The sequence below is a fragment of the Neiella litorisoli genome (assembly GCF_014773395.1).
GTDB classification, from domain to species: domain Bacteria; phylum Pseudomonadota; class Gammaproteobacteria; order Enterobacterales; family Neiellaceae; genus Neiella; species Neiella litorisoli.
The window spans coordinates 180,841-201,125 of the sequence record NZ_JACXAF010000004.1 but is presented as its reverse complement, the minus strand read 5'-3'; the positions used below and the strand labels follow the sequence as shown (position 1 = coordinate 201,125).

Here is a 20,285-nt window from a genome sequence, read left to right as displayed (position 1 = left end):
GTTTCTGACTAAACGCCCCAAAAACATAAAAAACTTAAACTGGAGTGGTTGACTGCAAGGTAAATACGGGTAGAATGCCCTCCACGTTTTGAGCACACCACCGCTCAAAAATGTAACGCGGCACTAGCTCAGTTGGTAGAGCGCGACCTTGCCAAGGTCGAGGTCATCGGTTCGAACCCGATGTGCCGCTCCAAACTTTCCTCTTAAGTTTGGTTCTGAACGTCTGTGATGGCGGGTTGGCAGAGTGGCTATGCAGCGGATTGCAAATCCGTGGACCTCGGTTCGACTCCGGGACCCGCCTCCATCACAACTTCCTTGATGCCCGGGTGGTGAAATTGGTAGACACAAGGGATTTAAAATCCCTCGATCGTAAGATCGTGCCGGTTCAAGTCCGGCCCCGGGCACCATTTAAAATCAATCAGTTACAACTTATATGATATCTATTCTCAGTTCCAAGACTGGGATGATAAGCCCGTTTTTGTGTCTTTGTGTCTCGCTAGGATCTTTTTAGCAGCCAGACGTATGAAGATTATTGTCCCTATGAACTCCCTTGCTATCTTCTTCGGTAGTAATTAATTCGTCCCACCTCCGGAAGTAACAGGTAAGGAAATCGATATCTTTCACTGAAAATCAACGAAATTTCTAAGTGGATTTTGTGCTTGGTTTTAGAGGGAAGCTCCCGGCAATGGGACTAAAGAACTTCCTTTGATTCGTCCCATATGAGGTTATATTCGTCTAGCTTCGCCTGAACGACATCTGGAGGAAGCGGGGCTATGTAAGTGGGCTTGGCTTGTGCTGCGTCTTTCAATGATTGCCCTACTACCCAACACTCAAAGTTATCAATGAAAATCACACGGTCATGAATTTTCTTTGTTCTGCGGACCTCAAAGACGTCCCCATATTGCTGATTATATTTGGCCGCTGCATCGATCAACTTTTCTGGAAACTTGTTGCTTAGTAACCGGACATCAACTTGAGTAGCTCTAGAGTTTAGGTATTGGTGGAGGATAGTGTCATCTAAATATGGATCAATTAAAAAAATCGATTTTTCAGCAGCAGATATAATAGCGTTGAGCTTGCGAAATACATCATAAACTTCCCCTGAGCCATAAGCTGCGGCTGTTGCTTGCTCCGTTTCTAAAGGGACATCTAGTTCTAGATCTGATATTGCCCTCTGGACAATGCCAATTATTGTAGAAATATTCTTTGCCCTTGTGGCCGAAAAACTAAGAAAGTCAGCAGATGTTTTTAAGCTTGATGCTTCCAGTACGTCCCATCTGTTTATCAGGGCATGCGCTTGGCCTAACCAAGAGTGATGCTCAATGGATGTCGGAGAATACTCGTTAAAATCCGGGGTACGTTCGTGGAGAGCGCGGAGTTTAGCTAACAGGATGTCCTTATTCATGCGAAAAATCCCTTTTCATAAATATGGATATAGTACATGGTCGAGTGGGAGGCACAAACAAGGAAGATCAATGCTGGTACTTTGTGTCCTGTGTCTTTTTTTGTGTCTTTTGGGCCCGAATGTGGGAGTTGAGCCCTAATGGAACCCTTATAGAATGCGGCCTACAGAAACAAAAGAGGATTTAAAATCCCTCGCTGGTAACAGCGTGCCGGTTCAAGTCCGGCCCCGGCACCATTTCTTGTTTTTCCTCTATTTTTCCCTGTCTCAAAAAGTATCACTTTTCTATTTGAAACAATTAGTTATATTCTTTTGATGTCTCAAGTTGTGTTTTTCAAAGCCACAATATCTCACTCCACTTCAAGGGTTCGCTGCCAATAACTAAACAGTTCGATTTAGCCTTAAGTGACTAAAAACCGCCAATTAGCCATAAACGGCGAAATTGTTATCTGGTTACTAAGCGCAGTGCGAATGCGTTGTAGGTATGTTTGCAGTAAATGAATGATAAAAAGCCCGCTACCGAATAACCGATAGCGGGCTTTGTCGCATTAACAGACCTGTTAATCTGGTTTTGCTATCACTTGCACATTATCGATTGCCGCATCGACCATTTGGCCATCACTGTTGGCAAAGGTCACTCGGAGTTGATAGAAGTGGCCTGTGGGTAACTGATCACTTGGCGTTAAATCATCAAGCGCAAAGTCCATTGACGATTGACCGGCTGTTGTTTTTAGCACCGACGCATCGGTTTTCACCACATCTTTTGCTGGGATCCACTTGTACTTAAAGTGCCGTAACCAGAAGCGCATGCCGCCTTCATCTGAAGCAATCACCGTGTTGCCGCTGCCAGCGTGATAATCAACATCAACATGGATGTTGTCGCCAACAGTGAGCACTTTAAGAGCATCGGCATTTTTAATGGTGACGTACGGCTCTATGTAAGGCTCGACATTAATGGTAAGCGTTTGCGCAAGATCGGCATTTGCTTGCGGGGCAACGCTAATGACCGTTTGTCCGCTGGCGATGGCGTTGATCACGCCTTGTTGGTCGACTGTGGCGACCTCTGGGTTGCTGGAGCGCCAAATCAAGTGACTGTCGTCGGCGTCTTCTGGCTCCAGATTAGCTTCAATTTGGATTTGATCGTCAACGACTAAGTTGGATTTTGGGTAGCTAATGGCCAATGCTTGCAACGGATTTGGATACCATTGCTCGATAGCTAAGGTGATATTGGCTGACAATTGATTGGCGGCGCTGGTGGCTGTGATGGTTGCTTGTTCATTTGCCTGACCAACGGCGGTGACGTGGCCTTGTTGATCGACGGCTAACACCGACTCATCACTCGAGTGCCAAGATAGGCTTGGGTCGGCATTGGCTGGCAACATAGTGATGGCCAGCGCTTTGCTAACGCCTTGGCGAATTTTGTCGTTAGCCTCGCTAAATTGCAGCGATTGCGGATCTAATCGATTGGTGTCAAACACTTGGTTGACTGCTTTGTCGGTTAACTCTGTGGTTTCACCATTGCGCCAGCGCACGGTAATGCGCGATATAGTCTCAGCATCGCCAAGACCAAAGTGAACGATGTTTAGCAAACTTTGCGAGAATACTGAGCCGGCTGAACCAACACGTTTGCGGTATGTTGCATGATTTGTTTCGACAATCACTTCAGCAGAGATGGCATCGACATTTGCTTGGGGTGAATAGCCCACTCGAACCAAGGCATAGTTGCCAGCAAGGTCAGTGTTATTTTGATAGAGATACCATTCTCCATTTTCGCTGCCGCTGAGTAGGTCAACTCGGCCATCAAGATCAAAATCGAAAGCTTGGCCCATATCTCCGTTACCTGGGCCACCGACATCAGCGGCGCCATGCATGGTGACCGTATCGAACCCGCCTTGGCCATTATTCAGCAGTAAGTAGTCAGAAATACGATGACTGATCAGTCCCCAACGATACACCAACAAGTCTTGATGGCTGTCGTTGTTAAAGTCACCTGCAGTCACGCCAAGTGAGTTGCCAACGGGCATGACACCCCATTGTTCAGTGACATCAACAAATTTATCGCCGTCATTGCGGAGCAAGTAATCGGCTTCATTGCGGTTTTGTAATTCAAACTGAGGTTGAAATTCAGTGACTCCCGAGAGACTGAATTTGAAACCCCAGAATTTCATTTCATCGCGCACCAGCGCCGCGCGCCATTTTCCGTTACCTAAGTAACCGAAATAGACGCCATCTTCGGAGATGTCATCTGGCCAGCCGGTAGCGGTTGCTGGATCGATCAACATATCTCCGCCGGAGGGCAGGGCCGTGCGCAGTTTGTCGCGACCAACAAAAATTGGGTACTCGCGGTCGCGATACATCCCAAGAGGCAAGAAGTAGTAGTTGCCAAACTCAATCGAGCCGTTGGCAGTAAAATCAAATTGGTCAACGCCTTTAAAGCCGCGGGTCTTGTATGACATCACCTGATTGATGGGATCAAAATCGGCCCATGGCTTTTCGCCTCGGCCATTTTCAAACTCTTTGCCACGCGCTAAGTAAAGATCTAAATCGCCATCATTGTCGATGTCGATATCGACAATGCCAGAGATCTGCCCTTTATTGGCCAGTTCGCTGGGCACACGATGGGAGACATTGGTAAAGGTAAAATCGCCGTTGCCTTGCCATAGTTCAAGTGGCCCGTACATCACTAAATCGTCAATATGATCGCCGTTGAAATCAGTGATAAGCACCCGAGACTGATGAATGTCTTGAATGCCTTCGACCGACTTGAATCGAAAGTTACTATTGCCGATGTTTTCGTAAAAGAAGTGCTGAGGTTTGCTTTGCGCCAGACTTGTTTCGTTGATGAGCAGCAGATCTAAGTCGCCATCTAAATCCATATCCAACCATTTAGCGCCGCGTCCGCGCCCACCACGGTCAATGCCAACGTCGCCGGTAGTTAACACCAGAGTGCCATCTTTATTGGTGTAGAAGTTGGTTTTTGATGGGTTGGTACCATTGCCGCCACCTTGGGTCACGATCAGATCGAGGTCGCCATCATTGTCGTAATCGCCAGCCGCGGTACCGTGAAGATCATGCATAAACCAACGCGCTAAATCATAGTCGTGACGAGTGACGGTACCATCGCCATTATTCCAATACAGCTTGCTACTCTCGGCATTATGGTTGTTGACGATAAAGTCATAGTCACCGTCATTATCCATATCGGCAATGGTGGGGCCGCCATATTTAATCGAAGTGACCTTATCAATGCCTGCTTGCTCGGATATGTCAGAAAACGTTGGCAGCACAACGCCATCGGCAGGCTCTAAGCTGAGCCGAGTGATGGTCAGATCGGCGTTGTTACTGCGGACTTCCAACTTAGCCAACCCATTGCTTTCAAATACGACCAGGGCGCTGATCGTTTGCTGGCCTTGCTTAGGGATATCCAAGTTATCGATAAGCAAACGATCACCGTGATACACGCTGATATTGGCGTAATCGGCAGGGTTATCGAGTTCGATAACGACGCGTTTGGTCAACTCCCCAGCGATCGGGTAGTCAAAGAATGCGGGCTGAGCAGGTGTGACCTTAGTGGCTTCGGTTGGCGCTTCAGCGTCAATACAACCACTGATGAGCGCCGAAGAAGCGAAAGTGAGCGTTACTAGTTTAAGTAAGTTATTCATTTTATTTGATTAACCATGGCGTGCGAAAACAACAACGAATATAAAAGCGAAAGCCCCAAATCGAGTTAGGGGGTTGTAGTTTACAGACTTAAAAAGTTGTTTATTGTTAACAATGTTTGATTTTACGCGATGATGTGCAACCAGAAGTTATCCAGATAGGTATCATTCCCGCCAGTGACGAACAGGTCGAGGCGGTCGCCGCTCGATAGTTCACAAAGTCTCACTCTTGGTTCGAATTATGCTTAATTAAAATTTTTGCGTTTATCCAATAGTTTGCCCGCGATGACATAAAAACTTGGCTAAAGTGTACGTGCGACGCTTTAGGATTGCCGAGGTAAAGGAAGCCAATGACGATAGCCTGGAACCAGTACGACCCCGCGAAATTTTTTGATGAACTCTACGCCTCAAAGGGCACCCCACGAGACTCCTCAAAACCTTTGATTGATTACCTGCAACAGCTTTCTGTGGACGAAGTGGCCAGCCGCAAAGCGGCGGCAGACCTTACCATTCGTGAAATGGGAGTGTCGTTTACCGTCTACACCGAAGAGGGCAACATCGACCGTGCTTGGCCTTTTGACATCATTCCCCGAACCATCGATAAGAAGCAGTGGGATGTGATTTCTCAGGGGTTAGAGCAGCGTTTGCAGGCGCTCAACCTATTCATTGATGATTTGTACCATGACCAGAAAATCATTAAAGACGGCATTATTCCTGAGTTTGTGCTGAAGCAGTCGAAAAATTACCGCAAAGAATGCGAAGGATTTTCGCCCGCTTTTGGCGTCTGGGCCCATATCTGTGGCACCGATTTGGTGCGTGATACCGATGGTGAGTTTTATGTCCTCGAAGACAACTTGCGAGTGCCATCTGGTGTGTCTTATATGCTGGAAAATCGCTCCATCATGAAGCGCGTACTACCTGAAGTATTTGAAACCATCGACATCGTTCCGGTGAATGATTACCCCGAACAACTGCAAAAAATGCTCAGTTCGTTGTCGCCTCGAAAAGATGTGCGGCCGACTGTGGTGGTGCTGACTCCCGGCATTTTTAATTCGGCTTACTTTGAGCATGCGTTTTTGGCCCAGCAGATGGGCGCTGAGTTGGTCGAAGGCAGCGATTTGGTGGTGCAGGACGATGATTGTGTCTACATGAAAACCATCGCCGGTCTTGAGCGGGTGGATGTGGTTTACCGCCGCATTGATGATCTATTCCTCGATCCGGAGGTGTTTAACGCCGATTCGGTATTGGGCGTGCCCGGACTAATGCGAGCATGGCGCGCCGGCAATGTCGCACTGGCCAATGCGCCAGGAGCAGGGGTCGCCGATGACAAGGTGGTGTATGCCTATGTGCCTGAAGTAATTAAATATTACCTTGACCAAGAGCCCATCATTCCCAACGTCGAAACCTACCTCTGTTATGAGCCTAAACAATGCGACTATGTATTGGCCAATCTCGATAAGCTGGTGGTTAAACCGGCCAATGAGTCGGGAGGCTACGGCATGTTGGTGGGGCCCCATAGTACCAAAAAAGAACGCGAAGCCTTTGCCCAGTTAATTAAGAAAGACCCAAGAAACTACATTGCCCAGCCAACCTTGGGGCTATCAACGGCACCCACGCTGGTCGGCAAAGAAGACTTGGAGCCGCGCCATTTAGATCTGCGCCCGTTTATTCTGCAAGGGCAGAACAGCTACGTCACCAAAGGTGGCCTAACCCGAGTAGCAATGAACAAAGGCTCGCTGGTAGTGAACTCCTCGCAAGGCGGCGGTAGTAAAGATACTTGGATTGTTGATTTTGAAGGAGCGACGAAATGATGCTCTCGCGTGTTGCCGAACGAATTTATTGGAGCTCTCGCTACATTGAGCGAGTCGAGTGTACGGTCAGAATGCTGAGCATTTACGACAACCTGCTGTTCGATCTCCCCAGAAACGTGGTGTTGAGCTGGTACAACCTAATTAAAATCAACAGCCTAGAAAAAGACTTCGCCGAGCGCTATACGGTTCAGGACGAGCGTAATGTGGTCAAATTTATGTTGGGGGATGATACCAATCCATCGTCGGTGATCTCATCGCTGCATTGGCTGCGTGAAAACATCCGCACCACCCGCGACATGATGCTCGAAGAAACATGGGAGCTCACCAATGAGCTGTCGATTTATGTTCAGGAAAACCTGAAAAAGGGCATCAATCGCAGCCAACGTCATGAATTTTTAAATGAGATCATCAAAGGCTGCCTACAAATTCAGGGCTTGCTCTACAGCAATATGCCAACGGATGCGCCTTGGTTATTCCTTAAATTAGGCCGCTATTTGGAGCGAGCTGACATGACCACCCGTAATCTGGATGCCGGTGTCGCGGCAATTATGGAAACCAAGGAAGATGAATTTGCTGTTAACTCAAGGCAGATCATTCTTGGTAATGTTTTGCGCTCGCTTAATGCTGATCAGGCCTACCGACGTCTAACCAAAGCCGCTGTTCACAGCCGCGATGTGATGGATTTTTTGGTTGAGAGCCCAGTATTGCCGCGTGCGTTGAACCACTGCTTAGCCAATATGATTGACAGCGCTGAACAGTTGCCATGTTCAGAACCCTTGCTGCAAGAGCTGTACGCTACTCGTGAACAAGTACTGAACAATGCCAATTATGACCGAATTGACAACCAGTTTCGGGATTACCTGAATGACGTTCAGCTTGCTTTAAATCACCTTCACCTGACCATTTCAGCAACCTGGTTCCCACAGCCAGAATAAGTTCTAAAGGAAGTTGCTATGACAATACGGGTTGCTATTCAGCACGCGACGGCTTACGAGTTTGATAAAGCGGTTGCGCTCTCTCCCCATGTAATTCGGCTCAAACCGGCCCCCCACAGCAGGACGCCGATTCAAGCGTATAGCTTGAAGATCGAGCCACAAGAGCATTTTATTAATTGGCAGCAAGATGCATTTGGCAACTATCTGGCCAGAGTGGTGTTTCCCAACAAGGCCAAGCGGTTGGCTATCGAAGTGGAGGTGATCGCCGAAATGACGGTGATTAACCCGTTCGACTTTTTCTTAGAGGAATATGCCGAGCAGTTCCCGTTTGCCTACCCCGAACAACTGAAAAAAGATCTCGCACCTTATCTGCAATGTCAGCCTCAGGGCAAGCTGTTTGACCAGTTACTGGCAGGTATTGATCGCAGCCCGACTAAGAGCATTGATTTTCTGGTTGCGATGAACCAATTGCTGGAACGTAAAATCAATTACTGCATCCGGATGGAGCCTGGCGTTCAAAGCCCAGAACAAACCTTGGAGCTGGCCAGTGGATCGTGTCGTGATAGCGGTTGGCTGCTGGTGCAGCTGTTTCGTCATTTGGGTTTAGCGGCGCGGTTTGTCTCTGGCTACTTGGTCCAGCTTACTGCTGATGAAAAGTCGCTCGATGGTCCCTCTGGGCCAGAGCAAGACTTTACCGATCTTCACGCGTGGTGCGAGGTATATATTCCCGGCGCTGGTTGGGTCGGGCTGGATCCAACCTCTGGTTTGTTTGCTGGAGAAGGCCACATTCCGCTGGCGTGTACCCCAGATCCTATTTCGGCAGCGCCGATTGAAGGGCTGCTCGACCCGTGTGAAGTCACCTTTGAACACAGCAATAAGGTGACTCGGATCCATGAAGATCCGCGAGTCACCAAACCCTACAGTGACGCGCAGTGGCAACGAATTGATGCGTTAGGCCAGTCGGTCGATGAGCAACTGACTGAGGAGGATGTCCGCTTGACCATGGGCGGCGAGCCAACGTTTGTGTCCATTGATGACATGGAATCTGCACAATGGAATACCGAAGCGCTTGGCGCCGATAAACTCCGTTTAGCGAAAACCCTGTTGCTGAAACTCAGGGATCAGTTCGCTCCGCAAGGCTTGTTGCATTACGGTCAGGGCAAATGGTATCCGGGCGAACCAGTGCCGCGCTGGGCCTTGGGCCTGTTTTGGCGCAAAGACGGCGAGCCCATCTGGCACAATCCACAATGGTTGGCGCGAATCGATCAAGATTATCAGCATACTTTGGCAACGGCGCGTCAGTTTGCTCAGCATTTGGCTGAGTCGTTGGCGCTTGATCCGCGGTTTGTGATCAGTGCTTATGAAGATGCGCTGCACTATTTGCTCGAAGAGCAGAAACTACCGCCAGATATTGATAGTCAGGTCGCCACAGCCAAAGACTCTGCCGACCGCAAGCGCTTGGCAAACGTATTAAGCCAAGGGCTTAACACTGAAGCTGGCTTTGTCCTGCCGTTGGCCTGGGATTGGTCGTCACCATGCTGGCGCAGCGCGCCATGGGCATTTCGCCGTGACAAGCTGTTTTTAACGCCGGGCGACTCGCCGTTAGGGCTGCGCTTGCCGTTAGATCAGCTTAAAACGCCAGAACCAACGGCCCAGCGCGACCCAATGGAACCTCGCGAGTCCCTCGCGCAACAGGCAGCAGGTAGTTATAAGCCGTATCAAGACGACGGCGGCCCAACGATTGGTACCGCCCTTTGTTTGCAAGTCAGAGATGGTAAGTTACATCTGTTTTTACCGCCGCTGACTCACTTAGATCATTATGTTGCGCTGATTCAGACCATTGAGCAGGTTTGCGTTAATTTGGCCTGTCCGGTGGTCATTGAGGGGTATGAGCCGCCGAGTGATCCGCGCTTGCAAAAATTATTGGTGACACCAGATCCCGGTGTCATCGAAGTCAACGTTCACCCGACAGCAAGCTGGCCAGAGCAGGTCGATGTGATGACCCGACTTTATGAAGCTGCGCGTCAGTCTCGGCTGAGCGCCGAGAAGTTTATGCTTGATGGTCGCCATACTGGCACCGGAGGTGGCAATCACATTACGTTAGGCGGTGCCACACCGGTTGACAGCCCGCTACTCAGGCGGCCGCAATTACTGCAAAGTCTGATCACGTTTTGGCAGCATCATCCAAGTTTAAGCTACTTGTTTTCTGGCACATTTATCGGCCCCACCAGTCAGGCGCCGCGAGTCGATGAGGGACGAGATGAAATTCTCTATGAGCTGGAAATTGCATTCTCGCAACTGCCCAGTGGCGACTCGGAGCAACCTTGGCTGATTGACCGAGTGTTGCGCAATTTGCTGATTGATATTACCGGCAATACCCATCGGGCTGAATTTTGTATCGATAAACTGTACGCGCCCGGCAGTGCCAGCGGCCGTTTGGGTTTGTTGGAGTTACGTGGCTTTGAAATGCCGCCGCACAGTCGTATGGCGCTGGTCCAAGCTCTGCTGATCCGAGCATTGTTATTGCGTTTCTGGCGGCAGCCTTATTGCAAGCCGCTAGTGCGCTGGGGCACCTTGCTGCATGACAAGTTCATGTTGCCGCATTTCGTTTGGCAAGACATGGCCGAAGTGGTGGCCGATCTCAATGACCATGGTATTCCGTTCGAACTGGATTGGTTGCGGCCGTTTGAAGAGTTCCGCTTTCCTCATTATGGTCGAGTGAGACGCCAAGGCATTGAAATTGAGTTGCGCTGGGCGATTGAGCCTTGGCATGTCCTCGGAGAAGAAGTCAGCAGCTTTGGCACCGCTCGTTATGTTGACTCCTCGGTCGAGCGAGTGCAGGTCAAAGTATCTGGCCTAACCGATGGTCGTTATCAGCTGTTGTGTAATGGTCATCGAGTGCCCCTTGAGCCAACTGGAAAACAAGGTGAAGCGGTCGCCGGCGTGCGGTATCGTGCTTGGGCGCCGCCGTCGGCGTTGCATCCGACCATTGGTGTCCACACGCCGCTAACCTTTGATTTGTATGATAGCTGGAACAACCGTGCGATTGGCGGCTGTACCTACCATGTCTCGCACCCCGGTGGCCGCAACTATGACACCTTTCCGGTCAATGCCTTCGAAGCCGAAGCGAGACGAGTCAATCGCTACCATGATGTTGGCCACTCACAGGGGGAATATCTGGGGCCGTTCACGCCGCGGCCTGAAGTGGATGCGGTTCGGGAAGTTCGTCAAACCAGTGAAGCGGCAAGCTTCTCGGTCTATCCTGATGACGATCAGTTATTGGATTATCCTCACACCCTCGATTTGCGAATGGTGCCGCCGCACAATGGTTAATGGCATCTACAATGGGGCATGTCATAATGGCGCCGCTATGGTGTCACTGAGGCGCCATTATGGTGCCGTAAGGGCGCTAGTACAGGCACTGACAAACTGGGTTATCAATGCGAGGAGCATAAGTGTCAGACTCTTTTATTACCCCACCGACTGATCCCGCAGCGACGGTTGAGTTCGACGCGAAATTAGGTACGGTGAAGCCGCATTGGCGCTACTTGCTCGATGGTCTGGCTAATTTGGGCGAGGCAGGGCTGGCCGACCGCCAGTTCAAAGCCTACCGAATGCTCCGTGATGATGGCGCCACCTACAACATCTACGACGAGGAAGCTGCGCCATATCGGACCTGGCAACTGGATCTTGTACCGTCCCTGATTGATAGTGATAGCTGGCAGCCCATTGAAGCTGGTTTGCTTGAGCGAGCCGAGCTGTTTAACCTCATATTCAAAGATATCTACGGCGCTAAGCAACTTATTAAACAAGGGGTTATTCCGCCAGAAGTGATTTTTGGCCACCCCGGTTTTATCCGCGCCTGCCATGGCTTAGCGCTGCCCGGCGAGCATGACTTGATCTTACACAGTGCCGATTTGAGCCTGTCGGCCAATGGCCAATGCTGTGTTCTTGCCGATCGCACGCAAGCGCCCAGTGGTGCCGGATATGCGCTGGAAAACCGCACCGTGATGACGCGGGTGCTGCCCAGCTTATTTCGTGACAGTCACGTGCATCGTTTGGCCGGTTTCTTTCAGCGATTACGCACCAAGTTAACCAATCTAGCGCCATCGCAAGAGCAGCCCTGTATCGTACTGATGACGCCTGGGGCACATAATGAAACCTACTTCGAGCATGCTTACTTAGCCAATTACCTGGGCTTTCATTTGGTTCAAAGTGGCGATTTGGTGGTGCGTAACGGCTACGTCTGGATGAAGTCGCTGAGCGGTTTGAAACGAGTCGATGTGATTTGGCGACGGGTCGATGATTGGTATTGCGATCCGGTCGAGTTAAAAGGTGATTCGCAGCTCGGCGTAGCCAGCTTGTTGGAAGTTGCCAGAGCAGGGCGGGTAGCGATCGTCAATCCGCTTGGCAGCGGTGTTTTAGAAAATGCCGCCTTGCTGAGATTTTTGCCCGATATTGGCCGAGCGTTGTTAGGACGCGACCTGCGGCTCAATACCGTGCCAACCTACTGGTGTGGTGACGCTAAAGAGCAGTCTTACGTCCTGGCAAACCTCAGTAATTTGGTGATTAAACGCACTTACCAAAGTAACAGTGAAAGCAGCGTCTGGGGTGGAAATTTAACGGTCAATGAACAACAAGAGTTGGCCGCCAAAATTAAGGCGAACCCAATTTACTATGTTGGCCAGCCGTTGGTGGATGCCCAACAGATCCCAGCATTAACCGCCGCTGGTTTGGAAAATCGACCCTCTATTCTGCGCTCCTTTGCGGTGGCCAGCGATAGCTCGTATACCTTAATGCCGGGCGGTTTAACCCGATTTGCTTCGGCTCCGGAGGCTTCTGCTGGTTTTCGAATTACCAGTCAATCGGGCTCCCACAGTAAAGACACTTGGGTGCTGGCTTCGGAGCAAGAGCGCAAAAGTGATGTTGATCAGCAACTGGCGCGCTCTATTAATCAGGCTGATTTGGAAAGTTTGCCAAGTCGGGTGGTGGAAAACCTGTTTTGGATGGGCCGCTACGCAGAGCGGGCCGAAGCATCGTTGCGTTATTTACGCACTGTGTTTATCACCATTAACGGCGATGAAGAATTATCGCTGACTTGTCGCCGCAATTTACTAGCTGCGGTGACCTTGCAGACCGGCACCGCTCCGGGTTTCATCGATTGCGACGACAGTCTATTGCTCGATCCAGAGCAGGAGCTGCTGAATTTGGTGGCTAATGGCTATATCACCGGTAGTGTCCGCGCCAACTTAAATGCCATGTTGATCTGTGCTGATAATTCCAAGGAGCTGCTGTCCTCGGATATGTTGCGAGTGGTTAATGACATCCATGATGGCGTCAGTGAACTCGACGCCATTCTCAGTCAGAATGCCGTGGCAGGGCCAGAAGAGCTGCTTGATCCGTTAGTCACTACCTTATTGGCACTGTCCGGCTTAGTGCAAGAGAGCATGATCCGCGGGGTTGGCTGGCGCTTCTTGGAAATTGGTCGGCGGCTTGAGCGCACCATACAAACCAGCCAACTGATCCAAGGTTTGGTGGTACCAGAAATGCCCGAAGCGGATCAGAGTGTCGCCATTCAAAGTTTGCTGCTTAGCCATGAAGTATTAATCAGCTATCGCCGCTTGTATGGCGCGCGGATGGGGGTGCAATCGTCGCTCGATCTATTGATGCTGGATATGAGCAATCCACGCTCGCTCAGCTTCCAGTTAGAAAAATTACAAGAGCACCTGCAAGCCTTGCCACGCCAGCATGATACCCGTCATGAATTACCAGCGGAGCAGCGCGCGGCACTCGATGCCAGCATGCAGATCAAAATGACCACCCTCACTGCGCTTAGTGCGCGTGAAAACGGTCGCCGGCAACAGCTGGAAAAAACGTTAAGCCGACTGAACCAATTGCTCGATTCGGTGAGTAACTTTATGAGTGACAAATACTTTGACCACCGCGAGCCATCACAGCAATTGGTTCGTAGTGTTTGGGAGAATCGAGAGTGAAATACAAGATTCGACACATCACCGAATACCTTTATGCCGAGCCGGTCTCCCACTGTTACAACCTCGCTCACCTGATCCCGCGAACCACTCAGCGCCAGCGCTGCCTGTGGTCGCAAGTGCAGGTTCATCCGGTGACAGCAGCATCGGCGAAGCGCGAAGACTACTTTGGCAATCATTGCTATCACTTTGAGATTCAACGGCCCCATGAAAAGCTGATTATTGAATCGTCAAGTGAGGTTGAAACGTCGGCGCAACTGACCGCCAATGAGCTGGATTTTAGCTTCAGTTGTCAGCAAGTCCGTGAACGGATGCAAACTAGCAAGGATCCAGAGTTATTATTGGCGCGGGAATTTATGCTCGACTCGCCGATGATCAAAGCCAGCGATGAACTGCGCGCTTATGCTGAGCCATCGTTTGCCCCTGACCGGCCTTTGCTGTCGGCGGTCATGGAGTTGACCCAGCGTATTTATCGCGAGTTTGATTACTGTCCTGAGGCGACCACGGTGGCAACGCCGTTGTCAGAAGTTCTGGCTCTGAAAAAGGGCGTTTGCCAAGACTTTGCTCACCTACAAATTGGTTGCTTACGCGCTTTAGGATATGCCGCAAAATACGTCTCGGGCTACATTGAGACGCTGCCGCCGCCGGGCCAAGAAAAACTCGTGGGATCAGATGCCAGCCACGCCTGGATCTCGGTGTATTCGCCGGGAGAAGGCTGGATTGAGTTTGACCCCACCAATAACTGTATGGCCCATGAGCAACACATCATTACCGCGTGGGGCAGGGATTATTTTGATGTCACGCCGCTACAAGGGGTGATCTTTGGGGGGGGGGAAAAGCCGGTATTGAATGTCTCGGTTGATGTTGCCCGACTAACCGGCTAAGTGACCGCTGAGCCAACTCAGCGGCGCTGATATGGCTAAATGGCAGCAGACGCCAGCTCGATCAGCTGGCCGTCGCTTGTTCGACTTTTTCCAGCCCTTTTTGCAAGCCCTCGTAGCGTGAACTCACGACGTGGTAATCGTCAATCCAGTCTCGGATCTTCATTTTTTCCAGTTGCTCCATGGTTTGTTCATTTGGACTAAACAAGAACACCTCACAACCGGCTTCTAGGGCATCACGCATGGCATTTTCCAGAGCCAGCGCGACGGTCATATCAATCATAGGCACGGCGCTTAAATCTAAGACCATGACCTTATATTGGTCGATCGCCGCATGTTGTCGCGCAATGGCTTTGGATACGCCAAAGATCATTGGCCCTGACAGATAAAACAGCAGCAATTGGCCTTTGGCTTTATCAAGCAGTTGGCGCTCTTCGGTACTCAGTGGTACCCCATCATCGGCATCGGAAATGGCTTTGACGTTCTTTTCCTGAACTCGGCTTAGCTTCTCAATGGTGATCACGTTCGCCAGAAATACGCCAATCCCGACGGCGTAAATCAGATCGACAAACACGGTTAGAAAAAGCACCCCGTACATAATGCAGGTCGGCACCAGTGATACCGTGTGTGCCCGTTTGATAAAGCTCCAGTCGAGGATGTTAAGGCCAACAAACAAGGCTATACCTGCCAGCACAGCCAGCGGAATGGGTTCGATCAATGGCGCAAACCACAGCACCACAAGCAGTAAGATCACCGCTCGGACAATGCCTGACAAGGGTGAGCGAGCGCCGACCTGCACGTTAACAACGGTGCCCATGGTGGCGCCTGCGCCGGGTAAGCCGCCAAACAAACCCGATACCGTGTTGGCAATCCCTTGTCCCATTAGTTCGCGGTTTGAATCGTGTTCCTGCCGCGTCAAGCTATCAGCAATCACCGCAGTGAGTAGGGTATCGATACAGCCCAAGGTACCGAGAACCAGCGCGTCAACCAGCATTTCGCTGATCAAACTCCACGAAAAGGTCGGCCAGACAATGGATGGCAAACCGCTTGGGATCTCGCCGATACGACGAATGCCGTCGGTGCTAAACAATAGCATTGAGATCAAGGTAACGGCGACCAGTGCGACCAGTTGCGGAGGGATTTGTTTTTTGAATTTTTTCGGCATAAACAACAACACACTGAGTGTCATCAAACCGAGCATGAATTCGCCAAAATGCATGTTGCGGATCAGATCCGGCAATGCCTGAATGGTACCAATGGCACCGCCAGCAGGCGTTGGTTGACCAAGGAACGGGCCGAGTTGCAAGATCACCAAAATGACGCCAACCCCCGACATAAAGCCGGAGATCACGCTATAGGGCATCAGTGTGATGTACTTGCCGAGTTTGAGTGCACCCAGTGCGATTTGGAATACCCCAGCCATCATCACTACGGTGAAGGCCATCGCCAAACCGCCTTCGGGATGTTTGGCCATCATCGAGGTTAATACCGCGGCCATCACCACGGTCATTGGCCCGGTGGGCTCAGAAATTAGGGTTCGGGAGCCACCGAACAACGCGGCGAATAAGCCGACTAAAATTGCGCCCCACAGGCCCGCTTCGGCGCCGGCACCCGATGCAACACCAAAAGCCAGTGCCATTGGCAAGGACACAATTGCCGTGGTCACGCCGCCAAATAGATCGCCCTTTACCTGTACTTGTTCAAACTTTCCTGCAAACAAGGGGACAGCTCCTTATCAAAATTTGGTTTGAATATATCGATAGTGCGCTTGATAACAACCTACAGACTATAGGGTTTATTTTGTCGCGGATGGAGGATTATACCAATCGGCAGTGGTCAAACCATAAAAAAACTCCGGCATGGCGCCGGAGTTTCCAGTGGTCAAAAGGCCAAGAACCTTTAGAACTTACCAGCCAAACTGGCGGTAATTCGGCGGTCCGTCAGACTTTGTTCACACAGCAAGGTGTCTTCGTTGAAACACCATCGAGTGCGGTCTTCCTTGGTTAAGTTAACCCCTTCAATACCAACGGTGAAATTCTCGTTGAGCTGATAGTTGACGCTGGCATTTAACTGGCCACGCGAGCCAACAATGACCGGGATATTGAACCGCATACGGTTCAGCTCTTCGGTAAATTCACTGCGGTAGGTGTAACGCATACGCGCGCTTATATCATACTTCTCGTAGAACAAGGTGAAGTTGTATGAGTGCTTCGACAGCTTGTGCAGCGTGACTCGTTTGGTTACCGGATCATCGGCGGTCGTTTCGGTCTGATGGAAATAATCATCACGGCCAAGGATCTGGTCAATGGCATTCGGGTTGACCGAATCACCCGGCTGTTTGCCCGCTAAACCGGTGGCGTAATAATAGTCATCTAAGCCTTCACCTGAATCCTGATAGGTGTAGTTGGCAATAATACCGAAGCCCGATGCCCAACCCAGCTGATCTTCAAATTCAGAAAAATCATACTGTGCGGCCACTTCGACACCGCTTTGGGTTTCAGTACCGCTGGCATTAAAGCGGCTCTTCTTGGCGACACAAATACCAAAGGTGTCTTCACGAGACGAGAACACATTGTAGTTTTCTGGTGGCACATTGGGGTTGAAAATACCGCCGTTTTCACAAGGTGCTTCAACATCACGCTCGATTTGACCGCCAGCGCCGATTGGCTCATCAGGTGATTCCTCCTGCAACACAATCAAGTTGGTGCGCTCTTTATGGAAGAAACCAATACTCATGAACGCCGACGGCGCAAAGTAGTATTCCAGCGACAAGTCATAGGACCAAATTTCTTCCGGCTCAAGATCTGGGTTACCCACTGTCACCGCAGCAGAAGCCGAGGCACCAAATGAGGTAGAGGTTGATAACCAGTCGAAGTCAGGACGACGAATGTCTTTGCCGATACCGGCTTTCATGTAAAGCCCTTCGCTTAGCTCGGCTGCAATATTGAAACGTGGCAGCACGTAGGAGTAGCTCGAGGACTCCTTCGATGGCGTCACCAGCTCTGTACCATTGATGGTAGACACCTGATTACCATAAGAGTCTAAGTCGGTCTCAATATAGCGTGCTCCGATATTACCGGTAATTGGCACGGTACCCGCTTCAAAGTCGAGGTTCGCTTGCAGGTATAGCGCCCAGGTCTTTTCTTCAATGTCAAAGAATGAAGTTTCGTTGACCGTCGGCTCGGTTAACAGGGTATTCCAACCCCGAGCTTCAGCTGCTGATTTAAAACCACTTGGATCATCGGCGTATTGGGCTTGCAACTCATTGTAAGCATCCATCGAAAAATCAGGATCATTGAGCGCATTGTTGGCGATAATCGCGTTGTTAAAGGTTTCAAACACATAGTCAGGGTTGTTGCGTGAAATGCCATTAGAAACAATCAAATAATCTTTGATGTACAAGTCACGGCTGTCGCCCTTGTTAAAGTTATTGGCTCCGGGTTTGACGATGTCGGCAAACAGATTGGCTCTTGGGCGATTCCAGTTACCAAAGCTGAAGCTTGAGCGCTCGCTACCTTGCTCGTTGGTTGTCTTGTTCCAGCGTACGCCAGCAAGGACGTCAACAAACCATGGGTTGGTGTCAGATATGTCGTAGCTGAAATCGACACGAGCGGCGGTTTCTTTACCTTCTGCGTGCGCCTTACCCTGACCGGTACTGCGCAAAGCATAGTTCGCCGGATCTAACAGCTCTGCCGAAGAGGGGGTTTCCGGCAGACCTTGGGCAATACCAAACTGGAAGGTATCGTTTTTAATTTTGAATTCGGCAGGAGTACCGTTGTCATTTCTGGTATCAGCAGTGACTTGTGGTCCGTTCGGGTTGATAAAGTCCAGCGTGGTGTTAAACGATGGGCTGTTGGTTTCCGAATCGGAGTAGGACACTTCCGCCGCCAAGGTATAGTCTTCGGTGCTGTATTCGCCACCAAAGGCAAACACGCTACTGTCCGTTTCTCGGGCAGAGTTGGAGTTACCGGTCCGCAGGTTCGGGTCGATGGTTTTGCCATCGCCTGATACCCCAACACCCAAGATGCCGCTGGTCACAACGGTTACTTCACCCAGATCGATTTTGCCAGTGACGCCATCAATTTTGCCCAAATCAATGGTTTCAAATCCGGTGTTCGTGGTGTTGTTAATGACTGGTGTGCCACCTGTTCCAGAGAAGAATGCCCGAGAATTATCGTCGGTTGCATCCTGATCATTGAGCGTGGCATCGAAGTACAGGTTGAGGTGCTCAGTTGCTTGCAGCTCAAGGGACGTGGTTAAGTTTTTGGTTTTGTATTCTTTACCACTGAGCGGTTGATCCAAAAACTGGGTGCGCAAGAAATTGAATTCTTCGGCACTGGCCAAGCCTGAATCGGACATCACTGCGCGGTCTCGGTCAAAGCGCGGGTTGGCGGAAGCAACATCCTGCTTGGCATAGCTTGCGGTTGCGACAAAACCCAATTTACCGATTGAGGTTTCCCAGTTATCACCATAGGTGCCGGAAATTTTGGGTTGTGTGGAGTCGGCTAAATCGCTGTGCTCGGCTTGAATTCGGAATTGGATTAAGCGGTCTTTTAAGCTATTACCGCGCAAAGTACGAAGGTTAACAGTACCACCTACTGAACCTTCAATTGTTTTGGCGGTGGATGACTTGGTCACTTCGAGTGACGCAATTAGTGCTGCTGGTAAGTCTTCAAATCGAATACCGGTCCGATCACTACCTGCGCTGACGGTTGAGACGCCATTGATTTCTACTCGGTTAGCGCCAGTACCACGAATTTGAACGCCGGTGCCAACACCATTGGTTCGGTCTATTTGAACGCCGGTGACGTTCTCAAGTACTTCCGCTAAGTTGTTATCTGGTAATTTACCAATATCTTCTGCGTTAATGATTTCAGTAATATTCGCGTTTTCGCGCTTTTCTGATAAGGCCGTGATCAGAGCGCCGCGAATGCCACTGACTTCAATCACTTCAACATCTTCGTTTTGGTTGTTTTCCCCGTTTGGTTCCGCTGCGTGTGCTAATCCTCCTATCACCATTGAGCCCAGTACAGAGGCTACAGCAACACTTAACTTCTTTTTGGTTATTTTACTTTGTTGCATTGATATCGTCCTGTTGTGTAAGGGTAACCTTGTTGGAATTTCCTAAATCCCAATATTTAACCTAAGGGAAAATAAAAATGTTTCAAAAGTTGTTGTTAAAAACTCGTTACGGATCAAATTAAATCATCTGGTCGCACCAGAGGTGTTTTCTTATGTATTCGCTGAAAGCCCTGTTGCACGGGGTTTTTAGGTGATTCATCGCTTTTGTTATCAGCCTAAAATACCCGCCAAGCATTCTTTTATTTAATTTTGTTAACAATAAAAATCCATTTTATATCATCTGTTTAGGTGTTCTTTTGTTGGGGTGTTGGTTTCTTGTTTTGTAAATAAAACATTGTTTCATAAAGATTTATCTATTGGTTTATAACTTGGGTTCTAGTGTTTTATTTATAAGTGGTAGCAGTTGGTTTCTCGGCGGGATAACTACTAATTTGATTTGATGAGATTGAATATGACTAAAAAAGATAAGTAATGGCTTATTGTGATTTTTATATGGAGTGGCGTTGTTTTAATTTTCTACTTGCT

General features: G+C 49.8%; 9 protein-coding genes and 3 tRNA genes. 8 read left to right on the top strand and 4 right to left on the bottom strand.

All coding sequences use genetic code 11. The features are described 5' to 3' along the window. Positions 1-117 precede the first annotated feature (117 nt). From IC617_RS04590 to IC617_RS04580, 3 genes are all read left to right on the top strand, one after another. Positions 118-193 (top strand) — tRNA-Gly (locus IC617_RS04590). Between the two features lie 37 nt (positions 194-230). Then, a tRNA-Cys gene (locus tag IC617_RS04585) sits at positions 231-304 on the top strand. 16 nt (positions 305-320) lie between these two features. After that, positions 321-407: transfer RNA gene (locus tag IC617_RS04580), tRNA-Leu, on the top strand. Positions 408-691: 284 nt separating this feature from the next. Here IC617_RS04580 and IC617_RS04575 read toward each other — a convergent pair. Together IC617_RS04575 and IC617_RS04570 are read right to left on the bottom strand one after the other, a co-directional pair. Further along, positions 692-1,405 (bottom strand): phospholipase D-like domain-containing protein, encoded by a 714-nt coding sequence (locus IC617_RS04575; RefSeq protein WP_191143798.1) that lies wholly within the window; start codon positions 1,403-1,405, stop codon positions 692-694. A 557-nt stretch (positions 1,406-1,962) separates the two neighbouring features. After that, positions 1,963-5,064, bottom strand: coding sequence for an FG-GAP-like repeat-containing protein (locus IC617_RS04570; RefSeq protein ID WP_191143797.1), 3,102 nt, complete (start codon positions 5,062-5,064; stop codon positions 1,963-1,965). Positions 5,065-5,411: 347 nt separating this feature from the next. Here IC617_RS04570 and IC617_RS04565 point away from each other — a divergent pair, with 347 nt between their 5' ends. The 5 genes from IC617_RS04565 to IC617_RS04545 all read left to right on the top strand — a co-directional run bounded on the left by IC617_RS04565 (position 5,412) and on the right by IC617_RS04545 (position 14,681). After that, positions 5,412-6,872 (top strand): circularly permuted type 2 ATP-grasp protein, encoded by a 1,461-nt coding sequence (locus IC617_RS04565; protein ID WP_191143796.1) that lies wholly within the window; start codon positions 5,412-5,414, stop codon positions 6,870-6,872. Continuing rightward, on the top strand, positions 6,869-7,807 hold the full coding sequence (locus tag IC617_RS04560) for an alpha-E domain-containing protein (RefSeq protein ID WP_224745779.1): 939 nt from the start codon (positions 6,869-6,871) through the stop codon (positions 7,805-7,807). The genes IC617_RS04565 and IC617_RS04560 overlap by 4 nt, the downstream gene beginning before the upstream one ends. Before the next feature lie 18 nt (positions 7,808-7,825). Beyond that, complete coding sequence (locus tag IC617_RS04555; protein WP_191143795.1) at positions 7,826-11,140, top strand: transglutaminase family protein; 3,315 nt, start codon at positions 7,826-7,828, stop codon at positions 11,138-11,140. Between the two features lie 122 nt (positions 11,141-11,262). Then, on the top strand, positions 11,263-13,800 hold the full coding sequence (locus IC617_RS04550) for a circularly permuted type 2 ATP-grasp protein (protein WP_191143794.1): 2,538 nt from the start codon (positions 11,263-11,265) through the stop codon (positions 13,798-13,800). Further along, positions 13,797-14,681 (top strand): transglutaminase family protein, encoded by an 885-nt coding sequence (locus tag IC617_RS04545; RefSeq protein WP_191143793.1) that lies wholly within the window; start codon positions 13,797-13,799, stop codon positions 14,679-14,681. Before IC617_RS04550 ends, IC617_RS04545 begins: the two co-directional genes overlap by 4 nt. Positions 14,682-14,742: 61 nt before the next feature. Here IC617_RS04545 and IC617_RS04540 read toward each other — a convergent pair whose 3' ends face one another. Further along, positions 14,743-16,398: a SulP family inorganic anion transporter gene (locus IC617_RS04540; RefSeq protein WP_191143792.1), complete on the bottom strand. Its 1,656-nt coding sequence runs from the start codon at positions 16,396-16,398 to the stop codon at positions 14,743-14,745. 179 nt (positions 16,399-16,577) lie between these two features. After that, positions 16,578-19,760: a TonB-dependent receptor gene (locus tag IC617_RS04535; protein ID WP_224745777.1), complete on the bottom strand. Its 3,183-nt coding sequence runs from the start codon at positions 19,758-19,760 to the stop codon at positions 16,578-16,580. Positions 19,761-20,285: the final 525 nt, after the last annotated feature.